Origin of the sequence: Pseudomonas sp. PKS (assembly GCF_051913525.1) — a bacterium.
GTDB classification, from domain to species: Bacteria; Pseudomonadota; Gammaproteobacteria; order Pseudomonadales; family Pseudomonadaceae; genus Aquipseudomonas; species Aquipseudomonas guariconensis_D.
On sequence record NZ_JBEGDO010000003.1, the window covers coordinates 184,410 to 205,081 of the forward strand.

Below are 20,672 nucleotides of genomic sequence, written 5' to 3' on the forward strand. Positions count from 1 at the left end.
AATGCCTTCATCGATCCTGGCACGCCTGAATCTGGCGCGCGGCGAGTTCAACCTGGACGTCGACCTGCATCTGCCTGGACGCGGCGTCAGTGCCCTGTTCGGTCACTCAGGCTCGGGCAAGACATCCTGTCTGCGCTGCCTGGCCGGGCTCGAGCGCGCCAGGCACGCCTACATCGAAGTCAACGGCGAAGTCTGGGAGGACAGCGCCAAAGGCTATTTCCTGGCACCGCACAAACGGCCAGTGGGTTACGTCTTCCAAGAGGCCAGTTTATTCCCGCATCTGTCGGTGCGCGGCAATCTGGAATTCGGCTGGCGACGCATCCCCAGCGCCGACCGCAAGGTCAGCCTGGCTCATGCCTGCGAGCTGCTGGGCATCGCTCCTCTGCTCGAGCGTCGCCCCGCGACCCTCTCAGGTGGCGAGGCACAACGGGTCGGCATTGCCCGCGCCTTGCTCAGCAGCCCACGCCTGCTGCTGATGGACGAACCGCTGGCCGCCCTGGACGCCCCCCGCAAACGCGAGATCCTGCCGTACCTGGAGCGTTTGCACGATGAACTGGAGATCCCCGTGGTGTACGTCAGCCATGCCCAGGACGAAGTGGCGCGCCTGGCCGACCATCTTGTGCTGCTGGAACAGGGCCGGGCACTGGCCAGCGGCCCGATCAGCGAAACCCTGGCAAGACTCGACCTGCCCTTGGCCCAAGGCGAGGATGCCGGTGTGGTGCTCGAGGGAAGTGTCGTCAGTCATGACCCGCACTACGGACTGTTCGATCTGCGCCTGATGGGCAACTGCGCCCCCACGCTGCGCATCGCCCATCCCGCCTTGGTGATCGGCAGCACCTTGAGGCTCAAGGTACAGGCGCGCGATGTCAGCCTGGCGCTGACCGCCGACAGCACCTCGAGCATCCTCAACCGCCTGCCTGTGCAGGTCCTCCAATGCCGCCCTGCCGACAATCCGGCCCATCTGCTGGTGAGCCTGGATGCGACGGGCAATGCCCTGCTGGCGCGCATCACCCGCTATTCGGCGGACCAGCTTGGCCTGCACCCGGGCCAGACACTGTGGGCCCAGATCAAGTCGGTGGCGCTGCTGGGCTGAGCATTGGCCGGACAACCGTTGTCCATTGTCCTGTGACTGGTCGATGGACATTGCCCCATGCTCGATTGCCCACTGCCCCAAGCCCTGCACTATGTCGACGACAGCCAACCGGGGCTGACCCGGCGTCGCTGGCGCGAGCGCTTTCATTACTTCGACACCGATGGCAAACGCATACGCGACGCCCAGACGCTGGCCCGCATCGCCGCCCTGGCGATCCCTCCCGCCTACACCGCGGTCTGGATCTGTCCCGATCCCCAGGGCCATCTGCAAGCCACCGGACGCGATGCTCGAGGGCGCAAGCAGTATCGCTACCACACCCAATGGCGTGAACTGCGCGACCAGCACAAGTACGATCGCATGCTGGCCTTTGCCCAAGCGTTACCCAAGCTGCGTCGGCAACTGGATAGCCATCTGGCGCGGCCCGGCCTTGACCGGGAAAAAGTCATGGCCCTGGTGGTCAGCCTGCTCGACACCACGCTGATCCGTATCGGCAACCGCCAGTACCTGCGGGAAAACAAATCCTATGGCCTGACCACCTTGCGCAACCGGCATGTACACGTCGAAGGCAGTACCGTGCGTTTTCAGTTTCGCGGTAAGCGGGGCGTCGAACATGACGTCAGCCTGCGCGACCGACGCCTGGCACGACTGATCAAGCGCTGCCTGGAGCTTCCGGGACAAACCCTGTTCCAGTACCTGGACGAACAGGGCCAGCGACATGCCGTGGGTTCGAGCGAGGTCAATCAGTTCCTGCAGCAGCTCACCGGTGCAGACTTCACCGCCAAGGACTACCGCACCTGGGCTGGCAGCGCACTTGCCCTGGACCTGTTGCGTCCCCTGGCCTGGCAACCGGAAAGCGAAGCCCGACGCCAGGTTGCCGCCATTGTCCGGCAGGTGGCCACGCGCCTGGGCAATACGCCTGCGGTGTGTCGGCGCTGCTACATCCACCCGGCGGTGCTGGAGCATTATCAGCTCGGCCGGCTCGCCACATTGCCCAAGGCCAGGGCACGCCAGGGCCTGGAGGCGCAGGAAGCTGCCTTACTTCGCTTTCTGCAATTACTAGGGGATTAATCGATGATTGCCCGCTTCTATTTGCGCTATCAAACAGAGAAATTTCCCATCTGAGCGTAAGCCCCCTATCCTTGCCAACGAGCACCTTCGCTGATTGACCGACTTGGTCGTTTCGGCACCTGCGACTAAAGACAGATAACAGAATTTATCTGCGCGGGAATTACTCTTCGCGGAAAGCGTCTTTAATGAGAAGGAAGAGGGACAAGCTCCCACCGCCGCGGTAAATGGCCGCGCGGATTTCATCATCACCAAGGAGAACTACATGCTGATACTCACCCGCAAGGTTGGCGAAAGCATCGTCATCGACGATGACATCAAAGTCACCATTCTGGGAGTCAAAGGGATGCAAGTGAGGATCGGCATCGATGCGCCAAAGGATGTACAGGTTCATCGTGAAGAGATCTTCAAGCGTATCCAGGCCGGCAACCCTGCTCCGGAGAAGAACGACGACCAGCACTGAACAACCTTGCTTCAAGTCGCACGGACGCGCTTGACCGTTCAGCCCGCTCACGCGGGCGGCCACGCCTCAGGTGTCTAGCAGTTCCCGCACCGTGGCGATCATCCTGTCCATGTCGAAAGGTTTGTCGAAAACCGCAACGAACAATTCGGGGCAAATGCGCCCCTGGTTGGCCTGCGCGCCGCTCATGAGAATCACCGGCAGGTCCGGTAGCTGCAGCTCATCGCGGATCGCCTTGACCAGTTCCTCACCGTTGAGCAGCGGCATCATGTAGTCGGTAATCACCAACTCCACCCGTTTTTCCTTGAGCGCCTCCAACGCCTTGCGGCCATTGCTCGCCTTCTCCACCAGAAAGCCCTCGTCCTCCAACGCAAATCCGAGGATATCGGCTATCAGGTATTCATCGTCGACGATCAGGATCGTGTTCATCGCCCTATTCCATCAGTCGCTCCCCTGGGGCACGGGCGTGCCGCTCAACACGCCGCAGGCACCTTCGAAGGCCTTGCGCAAGACAATCCCCTGAGGACCGATGCACAGCTCGTGCAGCGCCGGGTCGTGATGGCTATCGCGCACCTTGAGCACCGAGACCATGCGTCGCAGCTGCGACTCCAGTTCGACAAAACGCATCAAAAGCAGGTTGTCGACGATGCTTGAGAGATCTGGCGCTGGCGCGGTGATCTCCGAGCCGAAGATATCGCGCATCTCCCAGGTCAGCAGCACGCTGACATCACGAGCACGCAACTCGCCGGTCAAGGCACGGAAGAAGGCATTGAGCCGTGCAGGATCGAACGCCAGGCGACTGAACGCGCCCAGGCTGTCGATAACCACCCGCTGGGCACCCAGGGTCTCGACACGCTCGAGCAGGTATCCACCCAGCTGGTCCAGCAGGCCTTCGGTGGTGGTTTGCCAACAGAACGCCAGGCTGCCTTCGCGTTCACGCTCGGCAAGGTCATGCCCCAGCGCCGCGGCCTTCAGGCGCAGCCGGGCCGGTGTTTCGTAGAAACCAAAGTGCAAGCCCGGCGCCTCGGGAGTGCAAGGCCCGAGGAACGCCAGGCCCAACGATGTCTTGCCGATCCCCGAAGGCCCCATGACCAGGCTGACCGAGCCCTTGGCCACACCACCGCCGAGCATTTCATCCAACGTGGCAATACCGGTGCCGACCCGCGTCAGCGTGTCGCTTCCCATCTGGCTGGGGTGGCTGTACAGCGCCTCCAGACGAGGAAACACTCGCAAACCGGCCTGGTCGATCAGGCACTCGTGCAGCCCTGAAAGCGCGCCACTACCACGGGTCTTGCGCAACTGGATCTGGCGCACCGCCCGACTGCCTAGCAGTTGCTCGCCCAACTCGATCACCCCATCGACCATGGTGTGCTCCGGGCTGCCCTCTTGCAGCCGGGCGCTGGTCAACAACAGTACAGTGCATCCGGCAAAGGCGGCATGCCCTTGCAGCTCGGAGACGAACTTTTTGGTGTCGAGGCTGGTTTCCGCACGGACCCGGGCGTTGAGCAACCCATCGACAATGAGCAGGCTGGCCTGCTGACGAGCGATCTCCTGGCGCAACAACCTGACCACCGCATCGAGCCCTTCCTGTTCCAAGGTATCGAAGGCACTGACGAACTGGATCGGGTCGCCGACCAGCGCAGGATCGAAGAACTCCAGCGTCGACAAGTATTGAAACAGCCGCTCGTGGGATTCGCTGAGCAAGGTTGCCACCAGCACGCGACCACCGCTGCGCACGTGATTGCACGCCAGCTGGTTGGCCAGAATAGTCTTGCCCGCCCCCGGCGGCCCCTGGACGATATAGGAGGCCCCCGCGACCAGGCCGCCCTTGAGTAACACGTCCAGTCCGTCGATGCCTGTCGCCAACCGCTTGAGTGGTTCTGCCATGGTGGTTACTCATTGTGGCCCGGGATCGGTGACGTCCGGGCATGCGGGCAGGTACAGGCTCATGCAGGTGCCCTCGCCTAACCGGCTGTCCACGCAAATAGCGCCGTTGCACTGCCTGGTAAAGCCATAGACCTGGCTCAGCCCCAGGCCTGTGCCCCGGCCAAAGGGCTTGGTGGTGAAAAAAGGCTCGAAGATTCGCGGCAGCACCTTCGGATCGATGCCTTGGCCTGTGTCCCGCACCTCGAACCGCACGAAGCGTCCTCGCAGCCCTTCCACCTCGCCAGACAGCTCGACACAGGTGACGGCAAGGCGAATACGCCCCTCGCCGTCGATGGCATCACGGGCATTGAACAGCAGGTTGAGCAGGACCATCTGCAGTTGCCCCGCGTCCGCTTCGATCGATGGCAGGTCCGGCTGCAGGTATTCCTCAAGCTCGATGCCTTGGGTCAGTCCATGCTGCAGAAGACCACGGGTGGACTCGATCAGTTCAGCGGGTGCGATACGCGCCGTGCTCAATTGGCGATGACGGGCGAACGTCAGCAATTGCCGGGTCAACTGCGTGCCTCGTTCGCCAGCATCGACAATGTGTTCGAGCAGCCGGCGGATACGCTGCAAATCATCGCTACTCATGGCGAGCCGGGCGGCCCCCAGAATGATGGTCAACAGGTTGTTGAAGTCGTGGGCCAGGCCGCCGGTGAGTTGCCCCAAGGCCTCGAGTTTCTGGGCCTGGAACAGCTGGGCGCGGATGGCGTCCAGTTGCAGGGCCGACTCGCGTCGGTCGGTGATGTCCCGGGTAACCTTGGCCAATCCGATGACCTGTCCCGTTTCGTCCCGGACCACATCCAGCGCTGCCAGGGCCCAGAATTGAGTGCCATCCTTGCGTACGCGCCAGCCTTCATCCTGTGCCACACCCTGTTCCAAAGCCTGGCGCAACAAATACTCCGGACGGCCTTCGGCCCGGTCCTGGTCGGTGAAGAACAGCGAAAAATGCTGCCCGATCACTTCATCGGCACGGTAGCCCTTGATCCGTTCTGCACCTGGGTTCCAGGACACCACCGTGCCCGACAGGTCGAGCATGTAGATGGCATAGTCCACCACCGATTGAACCAGTTGCTCATAGCGGTTGGGCGGCATTTGCGGTTGATCGGAACGCTCATTGGAAACCATGCAGACTCCGCAGGCACTAACAGGGCCATCCACTGAGCGTAGTCAAAAGACCGGCACCCATGTAAGCCACAGACAAGCCTGGACAGTCCATGGTTCCCGCTCGGTCAGCGAAGGACCGAAACGCGCTGGATCCTCAGCCCGGCCCTGCAAGGGCTCGATGACAGCAAGGTGGCGCTTGACCTATAGTGCTCCGGCATTTGCACAGCCAGGAACGAAGATGCTCGCCAATCTGCGCATGCAGCGCCTGCAGGATGATCTCAAACGCACCGCCACCGAGCTGGAAGATGTCTGCCGCGGGCTTGCCGGACACACCCGTTACCTTCGCCACCGTGTGCATGGACACGATGCCAAGGCGATGGATAGCCATGCCCAAGGTCTGCAATCCTCGGCCTGCACGCTGCGCCAGATCGCCCAAGCGATAACCCTCTGAAACGGCAGGTGCGGTTGACTTGTCTATAACGGTGGGTTATAAAGCGCGCTTGATTGTCAGGCCCTTCTGCCTTGAAGCGCGCCGGTCGTGACGACCCTTTCAAGCGTGCGAGTGTGGTGGAATTGGTATACACAGCAGACTTAAAAGGTCTTGCATCCCACTATGCACTAGCGAATCAATAAACCCGGAACCCTCCGGGTTTTCTTTTGCCCGCAACTATCCACTATCGTAATTAATTCAGGTTGCTCGACACAGGACACGAGCGATCTGTGTCGTCACGGCTCTCTGACGCCCTGCTTGGCAATTACCACACAGTCTTGGAGCACCGAGAGGTGACCTCCGAGACCGGTTCCTAAAAGCCAACTCAGAGAGATCCAATAGATGACTTCCATCATCACCAACCAACTGATTCAGGAAATTGAGAACAACCAAGAGTGGCAAGAGAAGTTCGACCGACAGGTAGAACTTGAAGAGAAGATGAGGGGGATGGGTGTCGACCGGCACTGGTCAGAGGTGGCCAAGGCCAGGGAGCGTGGTCAGGAAACCAGCACCCGTTCCGTCCGCCGACTGATGAACTCGTCAGTCGCCAAGATCGCAGAAGGCATCCGCCAGTTCATCGAGAGCTGCGAGTCCGGCAAGGCTGGCCGCAAGCACAGCGCATATCCCCTGCTCAAGCAGATCGAACCCGAGTCCGCAGCCCTGATCACCGCACGGGTGGTACTGGATGGCGTGGCCAAGGGCGACCTGCTGGTTCCCCTGGCTCGCCGCGTTGCGTCCCTGATCGAGGACGAGCTGGCCTTCCGTGAGTTCGCCAAGGCGGACAAGAAGACCTACGACTGGCTGGTCAAGCGCGAGAAGCGGGTCAACGGCAGCAGCTACCGCCGCCAGCGCCTGACCATGCTGCACAACATGGAGGCGCGCAACATCGCATGGCAGGAGTGGACTGCCCGCGAGTCCCTGCTGGTCGGCTCGAAGCTCATCGAGATCATGACCGAGACCACTGGCCTGATTCAGAAAGTCACCCGCACCGTAGACGTGAAGCGCCAGGAGGTAGCCATCGAGGCCACCCCTGAGGCTTAAAGCTGAATACGTAGCCTCCTATCGAGATAGCAAATCCGCCGAGACTGAAGCATGACGCTCAAAGCCTCTTTCGCCAGCGTGCTTCGCGCACTGCGTTGCAAGCGAAATATCACCCAGAGAGACTTCGCTGACACCACGAGTCGTACCTATCTTTCTAAGCTTGAGCTCGGTAAGTCGAGCATCACCCTGGACAAGCTCAAGCAAGTGAGTGAGCGCCTAGGGCTCAGTCCTCTGACGCTACTCACGCTCACATTGAGTGAAGATACCGCACAGCCGGCGACCGACTTGATTTCAATACTGAGGTCGGAGCTTGCCGAGCTACATCGAAATGGAGGTCTGAGCGGCCTGAAAATTTCGGTGAGCGACGCTCGAGAATCCTTTCCCTCCGAAGGCCAACGAAGGCCTCAAGGGAAGAGCACCGGGGTTTCGAATGCACTGCAGACCGAGTTGGCCTTCATGGACTGAACATCCTGGCTTACCTCTACAAGATGCTGCTAAGCATTTCCTCCAGGCTCTCGCCCTTGCTGCTCTCAAACACACCGGCCTCACCGAACACCACCTGGATGTTGGCCTGGGCGAAAAACTCGGCAGCAGCGAAGTCAGATGCAGTGCTTGTTGGAAGCACCAAGATGAGCTTGGTGTTGGCCTCACCGTAGCGGTGCTTGTAGTACGCAAGCTGACCAAATGCGGTGTAAAGCTGGGCCGACATTGAGGCGCTGGTCTTGACCTCAAAAATCACCTTGGCTTTCTCAGTAGCTTTGTCCACTAACGCTAAATCGACCTGATGCTTACCAACCTTGAGCTCCGGATGCCCCTCAACAAGCTCATCCAACTTGCGATGGAGGGCATTGCAGAGTGGGCCATGGAGATACTGGTACTCGCAGGTATCGCTGCTTGGGGTATAGGACTTGCTGCCCTCGAACTCTTCCTGCTCCCACCATTTAGCACCCGATCCATCTTCGTCGTCGATGGCTTCATCTGCAGCCTCGGCATCCCCACCGAGCTCCGCTTTTCTCTGTTCCTTGAGTCGTTTGACCTTGAATAGGAACTCTGCGATGTCATTCGCGATGCTGGGTGAGTTCGTTGAAGACACAGCAATCACATCTGCCGTCTTACCGTCGTCGTCTACCTCTATAAGCCAGTCGTGAAAGTGCTCAAAAGCGTACTGACGAGGTACCCGACCACGAAACGCTGTGAAGGAGCCCCGATGACAGATGAGGGTTTCACCCTGAGGAGCAGCTACCAACACCCCCGAAACACCACGGTTGAGGCCGTCAGGAATGTTGATCTCAGCATCTGGTGACAGCGTGCCACCGTCGTAACCCAGCTTGAACAGGTGTGCTTGTCGACCATGCCAAGGCGGAGGCACAGCAAATAGCATCTCCCCCAGATCGGTCTCCAAGGCATATGTGCGGCATGGTGCTTTATCTCCACTCGGGAATGCCCATTCTTCTATCCCACGTGGCTCAGCCTGATCGATCAGAGACTTTTGAAGAGAGCGGATACCTCTACGCAGCCGGGCATTCGCTGTAATGACCTGCACCACCTTGTACCTCCATATTTCCCTAATAGGCCATCAAGATCTTGCGAAATTCAGCGACGGCAAAGCACGCAATGGTAGCACTTCGACATGCGCCAATTCTCTGGATAAGCTTGGAGGACACTCGTAGCTTGATAAGCATTTTGAATACACGCTGATACCGGCATCGTGCGGCCAGCCCTCCCCCTGATAAGGCAGATTTTCACCAGCTTCAAATCAGAATTTAAATCCGAATAATCTCGGCACTGATTGGCCTGCACCCCAGGCAAAACAAGGCCTCTAATTCCTCGAAAAATCCGCGAAACTGGCTGGCCACAACGCGGGGCACCGATGGATAGCAATGTGCGAAATTTCACTGCATAGAGCCTCTCATTCGAGGCCGTAAGCCTGACTCAGCAAGGTAAAATACCCGAGTCCTTCAGGCCGACTCCGGAGCGTGCGTAGCGTATGCCTCATCTGCTAAAACTTCCCCGAAACCAAGCTGGCCGTGACTTTGTGGTGGGTGATATCCATTTCAAAACCAGAGAGCTCCACAAGGGGCTTCTGGCGCTCGGCTTCGATAAATCTGTAGACCGGCTGATCGCAGTGGGTGACCTGATTGATCGGGGGTCTGGCATGCTCGATGGACTGAAGCTTTTGGGCGAACCGTGGTTTTTCACCGTGAAGGGCAATCACGAGCAGATGCTCATCGATGCTTACCGTGCCAATCCCCACCTCCCCTACTCGGCTCACGGTGCTAGGTGGTGGATGACCATTGATGACGACTCAAAGCCAGTGATCATCGACAAGCTCGATAGTTTGCCCATGGCTATCGAAGTGGAGACAGATCGGGGGGCAGTCGGTGTAGTACACGCAGATGTGCCCGTGGGATTGGCCTGGAATGATTTCACCCAGAGTCTCGAAAACCCGCAGATCCAGGATGTTGCATTGTGGGGTCGCGAGCGGATCAAGAAGCATCATCGAGGTGGTGTGCCAGGCGCATGGCGTGTCTGTGTCGGTCACACATGGATTCCGCATGCCCTGCGCTTCGGAAATGTCCTTGCCCTAGACATTACTGGTGGCGGGGATGGGCCCCTGGCGATCTACTCACTACAGGACGACGTCGTTTACGTGAATGGTGAGGCTTCGGGGCTCGATCAGGCAGAACGCCTCGGTGAGCAACTGAAAGAGCTTGAGCAATCGCTCACCTCGCTGAAAACTCTGGCGCATGCCAACAAGCTCATCGAAACTCAGATCGCGAGCCGTGAGTCTGAGGCCCGTGCTCAGCAGGTCAACTCCACCTGGCTGAATCTGGCTGACGATATCGCTAGCATGCAGCAGCTGCTTAATGCCCTGCACGGTTTGAGTCTGCTGTCCGGGGAGCGGCGCTCTGCCAAGCTACAAGAGCTGCAGGAGCGGTACGCTAGCACACCTACAGGCGAGCTGCTCATTCGTCTCTTCGACTCCGCTTCGTAATGAACGGGGCTTGGTGGGTGAGATCGTGCGTGCTAGCTGATCAGGCTGTGCCAGCAGTATGATATCAGCTCTGAATGCACATGGGCCCGGCGGCGCCCTTCTTGGTGGAGATGGGAATGTTTGGCTTCTTGAAGGATCGCAGGGAGTTCTGGTTGTTTTGCTGTGCTTGGATTGCCTTTGCCCTGTTGCTCGTGGTCAAAATCAAGTTTGACGTACCGGAAACTATGAAAGACTGGCCCCGCCTCATCGCCGCGCTGAGATCAGACGCTTTTGAGGATATTGTTGGGGACTTACTAACAGGCCTCATAGCAGCCTACTTTTTCTACGTATTAATTGACCTTTGGCCGCGTTATAAGAATGAACAAAAGGCTACGGAAATACTCAATTTATTGATCGTATCTATTATTCAGGCTTACGAGAAAAGACATTTCTTCGCTCATACAATGGCGATTACACAGGCAGACGTGACATTACTGACGAAGGAAAAGATCGACGCACTCTTAGAGGAGGTAAAGGAACAACCTGATTACGCCAAATTGAAATGTGCATTATTCACCGCGCACTCCCGATTTGCGGATTTCCAGCAGACCCTAGCTATCGCATCTCCTCTAGGGCCCCATAAATCACTTCAGTGGCTAGTCATCACCGACAAGGTCAGGTTGTTTGTGGACGAGTACGAAAAACATCCAGAAAGTGAAGTTTACAGACCTTCTCAGGTTTTTTATGACGACACAGTAGATTTAGACCAAGGCCACAAGGATTTCATACGCTACTTCAGCAATATGACTGATTATAGGGATGCTCTTCAAGGCTGCTTCTACGAGCTCCTAGAGGAAGCAAATAAATGGATCTCCCCTGAATCATTTGAAATAGTTCAACCAGTGTCGATAGGTGTGAACGACGTCACTGACGTCTGAACGCGCGCGATTAACTGACTGCGCCTCAGTGAGCAAGTCAAAGAATTCGAGCTTATCTCTTTGTTAACCTCGGTTACGATATCGCAGGCATGCGGCAGTTCATAAATGAGATTCACGGTTGTCTCGGGAATCGACTTGCCTCCAAGCTGCAGGGGCGGTACGCCGGCACACACACCTGCGAGTTACTTGTCCGTCTCTACGGAGTCAAGAACAAACGAACAAAATCCATTCGTGAAACATGTTATCCAATGGTAGCCTCGAAAAATGTAAAAGTGCCTCATCGAGATTGTCTAAAGGAGCCTCTGATGAACACCAAAATTACAAGCTCCAACTCTCAATCCGCACCACATTCAAAATCATTAAAGGATTCGAAATAAAATGGATTTCAGCTTCTCAACCAAAGAATTTTACGAAGAGCAAATGATTGCAGCCATTAACCACTTAGCCTCTGGAGACATACAAGGAGCTGGCCAAGCAGTATTCAGTTTTTTTGAAGGAAAGGAACATGTCATAGGAAAAGAGGCCATCGTCAGCTCTCAGCATATCCTTGCATTCTACAACCTCACTGATCTGTCTTACGCCTGCCACACCAATAAAGCTCTGCTACCAAGATGGGTTGCGGCAACCTACTGCTACTTCAAAGAAAAAGCCGCTATGCCGACTATAGCAAAGACGATCTTTCCATTCTGCCTGCAGTTATTAGAGAAATTCAAAACTGACGAACTTGAAAACCTTGACGCGCTAACACAAATGGCATTCTGGGACTTCCAATACGGCAAAAAATATCACCACCAGTTGCTAAAACATATAAAAACTCAAAAGTTCAAAACGAAGACAGCAAAAAATCATCGATCACTCTTCCTTACAACCGAGCTGAATCCAGACCCCGCAGACATAATCAAAAATATTGAACACACATACAAACAACGAAGTGCATTTACCCACCAACAACTTGCAATTGTAATCCTAAATTATTATTGCAAGGTATCCAAAAAGCCTGAACACCTCGAAGAGCTTATCAGAGTATTGAAAGGGCCTAACCTGAGAGCCGACATCGCAAATGGCATAACAAACTTTCTACAACCATTGATAATGCATCTATACGAGCAAAAAGAATACAATCTAATGCTTAATTTTTTAGGCAGCCTTAAAAATTCTCAGCATAGCCCTCAAGGCTTATCAAAACCACACGCATTCCTGATATCGAACTCCGCACAACTATCACTACTCTCCCCTCACTGGCTCGACATATTTGAAAACCAAGATAACTATGAAAATTATGAAGAGCTAATCAACCAAAAAAACAGAGCCACCAATACTTTTACTTCGCTATTAGGTGATACTGAGGATGGAGTTCGAAATTTAGACCCTAGTCGAGCTGGGGCCCCGCCCGAGAACTTAGATCTGGAATCATACGCCGCTGCGACAATCGAACATTTCAAGCTAAACGATAAGGTATATGGGGAAATCAGCTTATTAACTCTAGCACCATCGCACAGCTTTCCAATTCAATCAGCGCTTTTCAGCCTTGGAAAACATTCACCACTAATATCCACAAGCTTAGAGGATCAAACCGAAGAGCCGGAGCAGAAGAATTTTGCATTTATGCTTTCAACCCATACCAGCTCTTACAACATCGAAAAAGAATTCATTGAACGTGAGTTCGGAGAGAACGCCAAAATACTCACAAATCCCTCTCCAGAAGTTTTTGAAGAAACCCTCAACGATGCAGACCTCAACGCATTCTACATTTCAGCACATGGTGAATACAACCACTGGCAATATGGTTCCAATGATGAAATAATTTTTAGCGATGATTCCACAATCACTATGAGCACGATAAAAAAGTGTTCTCTTAGAAGAAGAACAAAAAGCAACATCATACTTAACATTTGCGACGGCGCGACGTCTGCGATCAATTGCATCCCCTATAGCAGAGGGATTGCACCAGCATTGGCTAACGGAGCACAAACCGTGATATCGCATCTTTGGCCCGTCAATCCCGTGTATGCGTGCTCATTTGGATTGATAAATATTTTTCACTTAAAATCAGCGCCCGCAATTGATGCAGCAAGATTGACTTTCGATATCCTAAAGCTGCCGAAGCAAGATATGCTAAATGAAATCAGAAAGCTCTCTCACTCCTTCGCAGGGCTCGCGACTTACCTAGAAAGAACTGACTTTGAAATGTCACAGTTCAAAAACATTGGTAGCGTGGCCATTTATTCCTAGATTTAAAAATCTGATTCAGGTTAACAAAACCTGCTCCCTGGGAAGCTCTGCACTTATTCAGACATTGTGCAGAGCAAGCCGACACGCCTAAAAGCATAACTATCGCGCCGAAAAAGTTTATTCCCCTCGCCCCCACACCCTCTACTCTAATGAGAGAAAAGTGCCAAACTTTTTGCAAACTCTCTCGACAGGAAAATCGAGAACCAGCACCACCCCCAAGAGAGGTCAATAACTTTACCCCCTAGTCATACCTTATATCTTTCAATTTCCTTTCAAAAAGATCCAAATCAACAAACTTAAGCCGATTATACAACTCCTCCAAAACCTCAGTGACCATCAAGCACTTGAGCGACTCTTCCAAAAGCAACTCAACCTCCTTTATAGCCTCATCCACAAGGCCATTGAGCATAACCTTGTCTTCTATGCGATTAACCAATATAGCCGTAGAGAACAAGGAATCCAACTGCCATCGCAGATGGCTTGGCACACTTAACCCATCACCCAATCGTTGTATTTCTAGAACAAGAACATAAGCCATATGGATAGAGTACAAGTCTGGATCATTGAAGGTTACATATGGCTCCATACGAGCCGACGCGCGCGAGTAAAATTTCAAGAACCAAAACCTGATTTCCTCGTCGCAATCCAACCATTCAATCGGCTGGACTGAAGAGCAGCCCGAGAAGAAGAGGAGATTATTATAAACCTCATATAGCCTAAGCACCCCTACATCAAGAGAATAGATATTCAAACCCGTATGTTTCCCCGAGAACATCACATCGCCATTTCCAGGCTCATAAATATAGTCAATTTGAAGACTATCTGAGATACCCCCTACATACCCAACAATATCGAGCACTTCATATTCCTTCAGACTCCCCGCAAAGAGCTCAGGCAGCCGCTCAAACGACTCACGTATAGACTTAAACTCAAAACCACAGCAATCCACGTCCACCTGAAATTCACAAAAAGTTGGATTATTCCTCGGAAAGAAAATACCATACAGCTTATCTGGATTAGCGAACCTTATATGCCCCAAAAATAACTTTTCAAGCTCTGCAAGCCTTGTAAAAAATAAACCTCGATGACTGAGATACTGTTCAAACGTCAAGGATTCTATTTGCTTTCTCGATATTTCTTGCTGTTCTTTAAACTGACGCCCAAGAAATATCAAGGTTGCAATAGTAGCTGCAGCACCAAACAAGGTGAACACACCACTTAGCAGTGACCCAAAGCTAGACCATGCCTCGTGCTTGTGTGAAATATTAGGGCCTACATACTCATAATATGTTTTAAATAGCACATAGACTCCACCTAACGCCCCGGCCAAAACCATCACACCGAACATTGTCCACGGGTGACTAGCCACGAATGCCATACACTTCCTAAAATACTTCAAAAACAACCTCTCAGCGATCAGGCTCGGCGAAACCAAAAGAATACGCCATAATAATAAATTTAAACCAACTTTCCATCGCAAAGTAGATCAGTAAATCAAGCTCTCTAGCTCGACTGTTGAAAGCGGGGCCAGAGCAATCAGCGTATGTGCCACTCCCTACCAACCAACTCACCGCTTGCTAGAGCTCATCATCTTGAGCGTTCAAATGCGCAGCCAAGACGTCCCCATGGCACGCAGCAGGCTTACAGTGGCACGCGATCACCTTGCCCCTGATGATGCCCAGATTATGCTCGAGGTTTTCGGATGCCTTCAGGAAGCCACGACCGAAATCGTAGGCGAACTTGCGGATAACCTCGTCGCGATCACCGTCCTGGCCCATCTGGTACGGGTTACCCCAGATAGTGCCTCGACCGATGTAGACGTCGTAGAGGTCTCCTCGATCCTTGTTCACCACCAGCGTGAGCTGGAGGGGGACAACACGGGTAGCGCGGGTTCTCGGATTTGAGCACCACCTGGCTGCCATCCCGAGCAAGACGCTTGCACAGCGGCTCGCAGTTCACAGCGGCGATCACAATGTGGCCGGGCTCAGCCTCAATGGAGCGGTCGACTATTCACGAGGTCGCCTGGGTAGATGCCGGCGCCAATCATGCTGTCCCCTTCCACGCGCACCAAGTAGATGTGAGGGGCCCGCACATCGAGCAACTCATCGAGCGAAATGCGCTTCTCAAGGTGGTCGGCTGCTGGAGAAGGGAAGCCTGCAGGAACCTGAAACGAGTACAGAGGGAGGTCGGTGGTGCTTGGGTTGAGTGGGCCGAGGATGGTGAACATGACGAGAAATACCTATGCTGTATATTCATACAGTAAAGCTGCTTCGCGGTGCCCGGTCAATCAGTACGCGCTGGCCGGCAGGGCCAAGGCAGCCAGGAAGCTCAGCCTTCCTATAAACGAGCCCCACCACCTCAATTTCGGTAGTGGAGGCAATTCGCCATGTGCGCTACAGTCTGCTGATGTGTGAGGGGATACGCCTGTGCAGAACAAGGACAGAAAACACGGATTGACTCGCCTTGCGAGGCTCACCCTATTTTTGGTTTCTTACATACCATTGTTTCTCATAATGATATTTCAGCAGCTGTATAAGAACAGCGAAAATCTACATTTCGGCGGCTTAAACAAAGCTGCGCTTTTGAGTTTTGTGAAAAACTTCGGCGTAACCACCGTTTTAGTTTCTATTTCTGTTGCGTCGCTCATAGCGCTCCTATTGCTGTTGCGAAATTTAACCGAAAGAGCAAGTGAGAGCGGCGAGACCACAAAAATCACAGAGGTGGAAAACAAGAACTCGGAATGCATCGCTTACCTATTCACATACATCATTCCCTTCGTATTCCAAGACTCATCCGACCCATCACAATTGGTACCGATCATCACGCTAATGGTTGTCACCTATACCATCTACGTCAACTCATCGATGATCCTAATTAACCCCACCCTCAGTTTCTGGTATTCCTTGTATCACGTCGAGATTGAAGCTGGGGCAAACAAGAAAAAAGTCATAATTCTGACCAGTGAAAGATTCATGGAGGAAGGAGACATCGTAAAAATAAAACGCATTGCTCACAAACTTTATTTCGGAAAAGGACTGGTAAGTAACAATGAGTAGCAAAGAACTAACAGATCTCCATGAATTCTTAGAGCTTGACGATATCTCTCTTGAGCTTTTCTTTGTCCAGAGGAAATCAAAAACAGCTCAAAAGAAGAAATCGTTCAGCTATACGATCAGCAAGCTAGACGCCAGCAAAGAAATTAACGACTTTTTCAAAAAGTCGGTTAAAACTCAGGTAAGCCGCTATCTGGACGCAGGTACAACCCCGCAGAACTATGCTGTCATTGGCGATGACATACCCCGCTCGCTTTACATTTACAAAGATGCCAACAAGCTTAAGCTTTCCGATCAAACTTGGAAAAAAATGCTGGACGGCACTGCGATCAGCTCCGCAACTTCTTTAGGTCAGATCAAAAAGAACATTTGGTTTTACTGCGTAAAGGCGACTGCGTCTGTCGATGGCGACGTAAAATCCATCATACTCTTCAAGAAAATAACTCAATCTAACGTTGCCACTGACGAGCCTCAAAAACTCCTGCATAAGCTCAAAGCCAGCTTTGATTCTAGCGACCCTAAGCTTGTACCAGTGCAACCGCAGCACATTACCTTTGAAGACAAATTTGACTGCGCCTTAGTTGAAGGCTCATTCCTTATTTTCTCGAAGCCTGGCTTTGAAAAAATCGTTGAACTCGAGGATGAGTTCACTGAACAAACTAAAGAAACCCTCTCTGTCATAGAAGCACAGGATGTCATTCAAGGCATGGATATACTCCAAGCCGAAATCATTTCCAAGCCTTCGCTTATGAGAACGCTGGTTAACATTACAAAAAACGAGAACCACAGCACTATCGGCGCCATAGAAATAGCGAAAATGAAGCAAATGCTTTTGGACTATGATGGCCAGGAACTGAAAACCACTTCAGACGGCAAAATTCTTATTGAGAATAAAGACGACGCCGCTACACTGCTCAAGCTGCTGAATGATTACTATAAGCAAGGCTTGGTTACAGGAAAAACTTACGGCTCTAATTCAGGCAGTATTCTTCAGCGAAAGGCTTCATAGGTAGCGCTTACATATCGCTGTGAACCGGATATCTTTATCACCGGTCACAGCGAAGCGTATGGAACCAGGCAGAAAAACTTAAGCTACATAGACTACGCCGTGCCAGAGCACAACTTCATTAGCGATAGACCGGTGACTAAGGAATATCAACCCCGAATTGTTTAGCTATACATATTCTAGCCTTCCCATAAGGTACGTTCTTATACTCTTCAGGCTCGAATTCCAAATGCTCTTCTAATCCAACCTTGAAATCTAGCCCTTCATCGTAGAAGCGCTGCCTGGCTGGTAATCCTCGGAGCCTTTTAGCCAAGTAGTAAGCACGCTCCGAATAGTTAGCATAACGACTTGTAAGCTGAAAAGTTTTTATTGATGAAGCCGATACCTTATGGTTGCCGATGGCAATAACACTTAGCCTATATTGATCTTTTGGCAAGCTAAATGCGGCAAATTCAGCAATCTTCGTATCGGCAGCTTGGACAGGCACCAGTGCGAACTCAATTGATTCTTCGTCAACTAGCGGGTTGAGATGAATTGATTCAGAAAAATCGATTTTTCCTTTCATTTGAGGGCCATTGCATTTCTCGCAGCAAGGTATGAAATTACACAACGAGAGGGCGAGGAAGGGATACTCAGCTTTGCCGTAGTAATGATCAATCGGGGGACGGTAGCCTTTGGTATCTTCATCAGGCAAACACGTACCTGTCTCGACCATATGGCAGTAACAACATACTTTATAACGAGCTAGTGAACAAAGATGGTAGGCAGTCCACGGCTTATCTGACTTAGCAGAAAAAGCCCCATAATCAAATATTTTCCCCATAATGCCGACTGCCACTTTCCTAATCGCCAAATCAGGAAAGGCATGTATGTATTTCTTAATACACAGCGCTAGATCACTCGGCACACCATTAACAATGGAGTCCTTATTATCAATTACAAACTTTACAACTGCCAACTCAACAGAAGTCCCACCCAGCTTGACCAATCCCTTGTCAATAGTATCTTTCAAAAATCTCGCATGATCAGCTGCTGCATCCGCCCATACATCTTGAATATTGATGACCATTACTACCTACCTCTCATAAGGACAGATCGTATGGCTTCGTCACCAATCTCATCAATCAACTTTCTATCAGCGCTTGATAATTTGTTTTTGCGTACCCGATCATAAATTTCGTTAATTTTACTTGCTGCAAATTCTCCGAGCGAGCTTGACTCAAACGACCCGGAAATCACATCTTCAATTGGAGCGCCGAAAGTTTTTATACGAGAATCAGAGTCAAGATTAGTTACAAATAGACCTGGCATGTCTGCAGCAACAATAGGCGAGTGCGAGGCCAATATAACCTGCAAGCTGCGCAACTCAAAAAATCTCTTCAGCTTACCCAAATACCTATTCAAAAGCGTCACATATTTCCGCTGCCAGTCTAAATGTAGATAAGCATCTCCCTCATCTATCATCAAAACTATTGACTCGTGTCCCCGACGCGCGGCTTTATCTATGGCATCGCCAAGGTGCGCAAACTGATCGATCAGAGCCTGAAGGCCTGAACTGAGGGCGCCCCACTCAATTTTTATTGGTGCATCATATTGCCTAATAGCATTGAATTGATCCACACCTTCAATAACAAAAGATATTGAGCGTTCTGTATAGGTGGGCATACCACCGTAATTTCTGATCGCCTCTCGTGAACTGTCTACGAGATCTTGAACGACCTCAAGCTCTTTGAAGTAGCCCGCTTTCACAAGGCCTAAGTAACTCAGGAAAGACAAGGCATAATCTTCCCCATCATAATCCTCATGAGCATAAAGGCTTTCAAGCACTGATAGATAATAGATGTAATCCCTACCAGGAAGATGTTCCTCGATATGATCCTCCACGAAACGCACAACACTTTTTAATGCAACCTCAATCTGCCTATCCAACTCTTTCAATCGATCTGGATCTTTAATTGATCCAGACTCTAAACTCTTAAGATTACTAATCAGTGTTAAAAGAATAGGACTATCTATATGTCTTGCCTGTTTCAGGGCAGGCACGATGATTGACCTATGAATATTTTTAGAATAAGCCAACTTCGCTTTAAGCTGAGCATAAATTCCTAAAGCAGCCGCAACCTCTCCAAGCTGCCGCATTCGCCCATGCTCTTCATTTAATTTTTCCGTATTATTATTCGGAGAAGCATCTATCAGCCTACCCCGCCGACTCAGCTTTCTTCTGTAAGGGAGTCCTGAATAATAAATAGCACACAGGTCTGTTTCGTCTTCAGTCAGAAGTGAAATGTCTCCCCCTCTGCTCTTCACATAAACCATTGAGCCGCTATGACCCGGAGTAGATATTGCTTCTGCTATCAAATTAAGAAGACGGGTTTTACCAGATCCATTTTTCCCAAGAAGCAAACTCATTGAGTCAACTTCAAAAATTCGGCCCATATCAAGAATTTCCGGGGTCGCAAGATCGAGCAATCTATCATCAATGCGTAAACTTACTACAACGGGCATATCAACTCCCTGTCCGATTACCTATAAGCACCAAGCATCTCATTTCCAGCCAAGTGGTTTACTTTCTAAAAAACCCCCCGGAAGTGGCCATATGATATCTAAAAAATTACGGCCTGCGAACACCTAGAAAAACCAGATACAACGTCTTTTTAGAGCCAATGAAAATGTGATGGCATTCAAACGACTGTGGCCCAATCCAGCAGAAATCTACCTTTCGTGTAGCCATTTACACGCACCTGCAATCCCAAGAAATGTCAATCCCCGTGAAAATGTGGCTAGGTGCAAGAGCACTTGAATACGCATATATTGACACTGCGGCCTTCAGCTGAAGAGGCCTGGCTATTTCCCCTATCGGACTGAGCAGAAGGCGGCGCAGTGACCCTACCTGGTTTTATGAAATCCAAATCGCAGCGCAGGCTATTCGTGAGTTTCAGCCTACTGTTTGTGATCACGTGCCTTGGTGCCGCTCTTGCCGTAGCGTGGGGTGAACCCGGGCCCAAGTGGTTGCGGGACACGCTGAACGGCCTACTGCTGTCACTTGTTGCCAGTGGAGTCTTCGCCCTGTTCTCGATTGGGTACGTGGCGTATTTTTTAGATCCTGGGGCGGAGCGAGACAAGATCGTGGTTTTACCCCAAGACCTCAAGGGAGAGATGGACAGGATTGCGACCGAGGCCAAGGACTACAAGATCTACGTCGTACAGGCCGCTACTTCCGTTCACATACCCTACGAAGGCTCATCGAGCGAGCCAGGTCGACAAGGCGCCCGATCAACATTGAAGTC

Annotated in this window: 19 protein-coding genes and 1 pseudogene; 11 read left to right on the forward strand and 9 right to left on the reverse strand. The window is 52.2% G+C overall.

Features of this window, described 5'->3' with window-relative positions; genetic code table 11:
* The first annotated feature begins 1 nt into the window (after window position 1).
* The 3 genes from modC to csrA all read left to right on the forward strand — a co-directional run bounded on the left by modC (window position 2) and on the right by csrA (window position 2,621).
* On the forward strand, window positions 2-1,093 hold the full coding sequence (modC, locus tag ABOA88_RS04915) for a molybdenum ABC transporter ATP-binding protein (protein ID WP_367851032.1): 1,092 nt from the start codon (window positions 2-4) through the stop codon (window positions 1,091-1,093).
* Between the two features lie 57 nt (window positions 1,094-1,150).
* Window positions 1,151-2,161 carry a DNA topoisomerase IB gene (locus tag ABOA88_RS04920; RefSeq protein WP_367851033.1) on the forward strand — a complete coding sequence of 337 codons (1,011 nt, stop codon included), beginning with the start codon at window positions 1,151-1,153 and terminating at the stop codon, window positions 2,159-2,161.
* 262 nt (window positions 2,162-2,423) lie between these two features.
* Window positions 2,424-2,621 (forward strand): carbon storage regulator CsrA, encoded by a 198-nt coding sequence (gene csrA / locus ABOA88_RS04925; protein ID WP_043211735.1) that lies wholly within the window; start codon window positions 2,424-2,426, stop codon window positions 2,619-2,621.
* Window positions 2,622-2,687: 66 nt separating this feature from the next.
* Here the strand turns inward: csrA and ABOA88_RS04930 are convergent, their stop codons facing one another.
* The 3 genes from ABOA88_RS04930 to ABOA88_RS04940 are packed head-to-tail and all read right to left on the reverse strand — an operon-like array spanning window position 2,688 to window position 5,672.
* Window positions 2,688-3,047, reverse strand: a complete 360-nt coding sequence (locus ABOA88_RS04930; RefSeq protein ID WP_196168707.1) for a response regulator — start codon at window positions 3,045-3,047, stop codon at window positions 2,688-2,690.
* Between the two features lie 12 nt (window positions 3,048-3,059).
* On the reverse strand, window positions 3,060-4,505 hold the full coding sequence (locus ABOA88_RS04935) for an ATPase domain-containing protein (protein WP_196168708.1): 1,446 nt from the start codon (window positions 4,503-4,505) through the stop codon (window positions 3,060-3,062).
* A 9-nt stretch (window positions 4,506-4,514) separates the two neighbouring features.
* Window positions 4,515-5,672, reverse strand: a complete 1,158-nt coding sequence (locus tag ABOA88_RS04940; RefSeq protein ID WP_196168709.1) for a two-component system sensor histidine kinase NtrB — start codon at window positions 5,670-5,672, stop codon at window positions 4,515-4,517.
* A gap of 217 nt (window positions 5,673-5,889) precedes the next feature.
* Here ABOA88_RS04940 and ABOA88_RS04945 point away from each other — a divergent pair, with 217 nt between their 5' ends.
* From ABOA88_RS04945 to ABOA88_RS04955, 3 genes are all read left to right on the forward strand, one after another.
* Window positions 5,890-6,102 carry a hypothetical protein gene (locus tag ABOA88_RS04945; RefSeq protein ID WP_196168710.1) on the forward strand — a complete coding sequence of 71 codons (213 nt, stop codon included), beginning with the start codon at window positions 5,890-5,892 and terminating at the stop codon, window positions 6,100-6,102.
* Between the two features lie 381 nt (window positions 6,103-6,483).
* Window positions 6,484-7,182, forward strand: coding sequence for a hypothetical protein (locus tag ABOA88_RS04950; RefSeq protein WP_367851034.1), 699 nt, complete (start codon window positions 6,484-6,486; stop codon window positions 7,180-7,182).
* A 51-nt stretch (window positions 7,183-7,233) separates the two neighbouring features.
* Entirely contained in the window at window positions 7,234-7,647 is a 414-nt protein-coding gene (locus ABOA88_RS04955) for a helix-turn-helix domain-containing protein (protein WP_367851035.1), read from the forward strand.
* 16 nt (window positions 7,648-7,663) lie between these two features.
* Here ABOA88_RS04955 and ABOA88_RS04960 read toward each other — a convergent pair whose 3' ends face one another.
* Complete coding sequence (locus ABOA88_RS04960) at window positions 7,664-8,728, reverse strand: hypothetical protein (RefSeq protein ID WP_367851036.1); 1,065 nt, start codon at window positions 8,726-8,728, stop codon at window positions 7,664-7,666.
* A 441-nt stretch (window positions 8,729-9,169) separates the two neighbouring features.
* On the opposite strand from ABOA88_RS04960, the gene ABOA88_RS04965 reads away from it, so the two are divergent.
* From ABOA88_RS04965 to ABOA88_RS04975, 3 genes are all read left to right on the forward strand, one after another.
* A complete protein-coding gene (locus ABOA88_RS04965; RefSeq protein ID WP_367851037.1) occupies window positions 9,170-10,177 on the forward strand; it encodes a metallophosphoesterase in 1,008 nt (335 codons plus the stop codon).
* Between the two features lie 116 nt (window positions 10,178-10,293).
* Window positions 10,294-11,094 carry a hypothetical protein gene (locus tag ABOA88_RS04970; RefSeq protein WP_367851038.1) on the forward strand — a complete coding sequence of 267 codons (801 nt, stop codon included), beginning with the start codon at window positions 10,294-10,296 and terminating at the stop codon, window positions 11,092-11,094.
* Between the two features lie 378 nt (window positions 11,095-11,472).
* Window positions 11,473-13,326, forward strand: coding sequence for a hypothetical protein (locus tag ABOA88_RS04975; protein ID WP_367851039.1), 1,854 nt, complete (start codon window positions 11,473-11,475; stop codon window positions 13,324-13,326).
* A gap of 241 nt (window positions 13,327-13,567) precedes the next feature.
* Here ABOA88_RS04975 and ABOA88_RS04980 read toward each other — a convergent pair whose 3' ends face one another.
* The 3 genes and pseudogenes from ABOA88_RS04980 to ABOA88_RS04990 form a co-directional block, all read right to left on the reverse strand.
* Window positions 13,568-14,704 (reverse strand): hypothetical protein, encoded by a 1,137-nt coding sequence (locus ABOA88_RS04980; RefSeq protein ID WP_367851040.1) that lies wholly within the window; start codon window positions 14,702-14,704, stop codon window positions 13,568-13,570.
* A 199-nt stretch (window positions 14,705-14,903) separates the two neighbouring features.
* Window positions 14,904-15,248 (reverse strand): DUF4326 domain-containing protein, encoded by a 345-nt coding sequence (locus tag ABOA88_RS04985; RefSeq protein WP_367851041.1) that lies wholly within the window; start codon window positions 15,246-15,248, stop codon window positions 14,904-14,906.
* Window positions 15,205-15,553, reverse strand: a pseudogene (locus ABOA88_RS04990) (LexA family protein); the annotation flags it as partial. The gene ABOA88_RS04985 and the pseudogene ABOA88_RS04990, both read right to left, overlap by 44 nt.
* Before the next feature lie 199 nt (window positions 15,554-15,752).
* On the opposite strand from ABOA88_RS04990, the gene ABOA88_RS04995 reads away from it, so the two are divergent.
* Window positions 15,753-16,382: a hypothetical protein gene (locus tag ABOA88_RS04995; RefSeq protein WP_367851042.1), complete on the forward strand. Its 630-nt coding sequence runs from the start codon at window positions 15,753-15,755 to the stop codon at window positions 16,380-16,382.
* Window positions 16,375-17,388, forward strand: coding sequence for a Kiwa anti-phage protein KwaB-like domain-containing protein (locus tag ABOA88_RS05000; RefSeq protein WP_367851043.1), 1,014 nt, complete (start codon window positions 16,375-16,377; stop codon window positions 17,386-17,388). Before ABOA88_RS04995 ends, ABOA88_RS05000 begins: the two co-directional genes overlap by 8 nt.
* 136 nt (window positions 17,389-17,524) lie before the next feature.
* Here the strand turns inward: ABOA88_RS05000 and ABOA88_RS05005 are convergent, their stop codons facing one another.
* Both ABOA88_RS05005 and ABOA88_RS05010 read right to left on the reverse strand, forming a co-directional pair.
* Window positions 17,525-18,454 (reverse strand): hypothetical protein, encoded by a 930-nt coding sequence (locus ABOA88_RS05005; protein ID WP_367851044.1) that lies wholly within the window; start codon window positions 18,452-18,454, stop codon window positions 17,525-17,527.
* A 2-nt stretch (window positions 18,455-18,456) separates the two neighbouring features.
* The gene (locus tag ABOA88_RS05010; protein WP_367851045.1) at window positions 18,457-19,890 is read right to left on the reverse strand and encodes an AAA family ATPase; all 1,434 of its coding nucleotides are present in this window, start codon (window positions 19,888-19,890) and stop codon (window positions 18,457-18,459) included.
* Between the last annotated feature and the right edge of the window lie 782 nt (window positions 19,891-20,672).

Bases quoted from the DNA above. Each gene is read 5' to 3' on its own strand.
- modC (WP_367851032.1), top strand. From the start codon at position 2: ATGCCTTCATCGATCCTGGCACGCCTGAATCTGGCGCGCGGCGAGTTC.
- ABOA88_RS04920 (WP_367851033.1), top strand. From the start codon at position 1,151: ATGCTCGATTGCCCACTGCCCCAAGCCCTGCACTATGTCGACGACAGC.
- csrA (WP_043211735.1), top strand. From the start codon at position 2,424: ATGCTGATACTCACCCGCAAGGTTGGCGAAAGCATCGTCATCGACGAT.
- ABOA88_RS04930 (WP_196168707.1), bottom strand. From the start codon at position 3,047: ATGAACACGATCCTGATCGTCGACGATGAATACCTGATAGCCGATATC.
- ABOA88_RS04935 (WP_196168708.1), bottom strand. From the start codon at position 4,505: ATGGCAGAACCACTCAAGCGGTTGGCGACAGGCATCGACGGACTGGAC.
- ABOA88_RS04940 (WP_196168709.1), bottom strand. From the start codon at position 5,672: ATGGTTTCCAATGAGCGTTCCGATCAACCGCAAATGCCGCCCAACCGC.
- ABOA88_RS04945 (WP_196168710.1), top strand. From the start codon at position 5,890: ATGCTCGCCAATCTGCGCATGCAGCGCCTGCAGGATGATCTCAAACGC.
- ABOA88_RS04950 (WP_367851034.1), top strand. From the start codon at position 6,484: ATGACTTCCATCATCACCAACCAACTGATTCAGGAAATTGAGAACAAC.
- ABOA88_RS04955 (WP_367851035.1), top strand. From the start codon at position 7,234: ATGACGCTCAAAGCCTCTTTCGCCAGCGTGCTTCGCGCACTGCGTTGC.
- ABOA88_RS04965 (WP_367851037.1), top strand. From the start codon at position 9,170: ATGCCTCATCTGCTAAAACTTCCCCGAAACCAAGCTGGCCGTGACTTT.
- ABOA88_RS04970 (WP_367851038.1), top strand. From the start codon at position 10,294: ATGTTTGGCTTCTTGAAGGATCGCAGGGAGTTCTGGTTGTTTTGCTGT.
- ABOA88_RS04975 (WP_367851039.1), top strand. From the start codon at position 11,473: ATGGATTTCAGCTTCTCAACCAAAGAATTTTACGAAGAGCAAATGATT.
- ABOA88_RS04980 (WP_367851040.1), bottom strand. From the start codon at position 14,704: ATGGCATTCGTGGCTAGTCACCCGTGGACAATGTTCGGTGTGATGGTT.
- ABOA88_RS04985 (WP_367851041.1), bottom strand. From the start codon at position 15,248: ATGGCAGCCAGGTGGTGCTCAAATCCGAGAACCCGCGCTACCCGTGTT.
- ABOA88_RS05000 (WP_367851043.1), top strand. From the start codon at position 16,375: ATGAGTAGCAAAGAACTAACAGATCTCCATGAATTCTTAGAGCTTGAC.
- ABOA88_RS05005 (WP_367851044.1), bottom strand. From the start codon at position 18,454: ATGGTCATCAATATTCAAGATGTATGGGCGGATGCAGCAGCTGATCAT.
- ABOA88_RS05010 (WP_367851045.1), bottom strand. From the start codon at position 19,890: ATGCCCGTTGTAGTAAGTTTACGCATTGATGATAGATTGCTCGATCTT.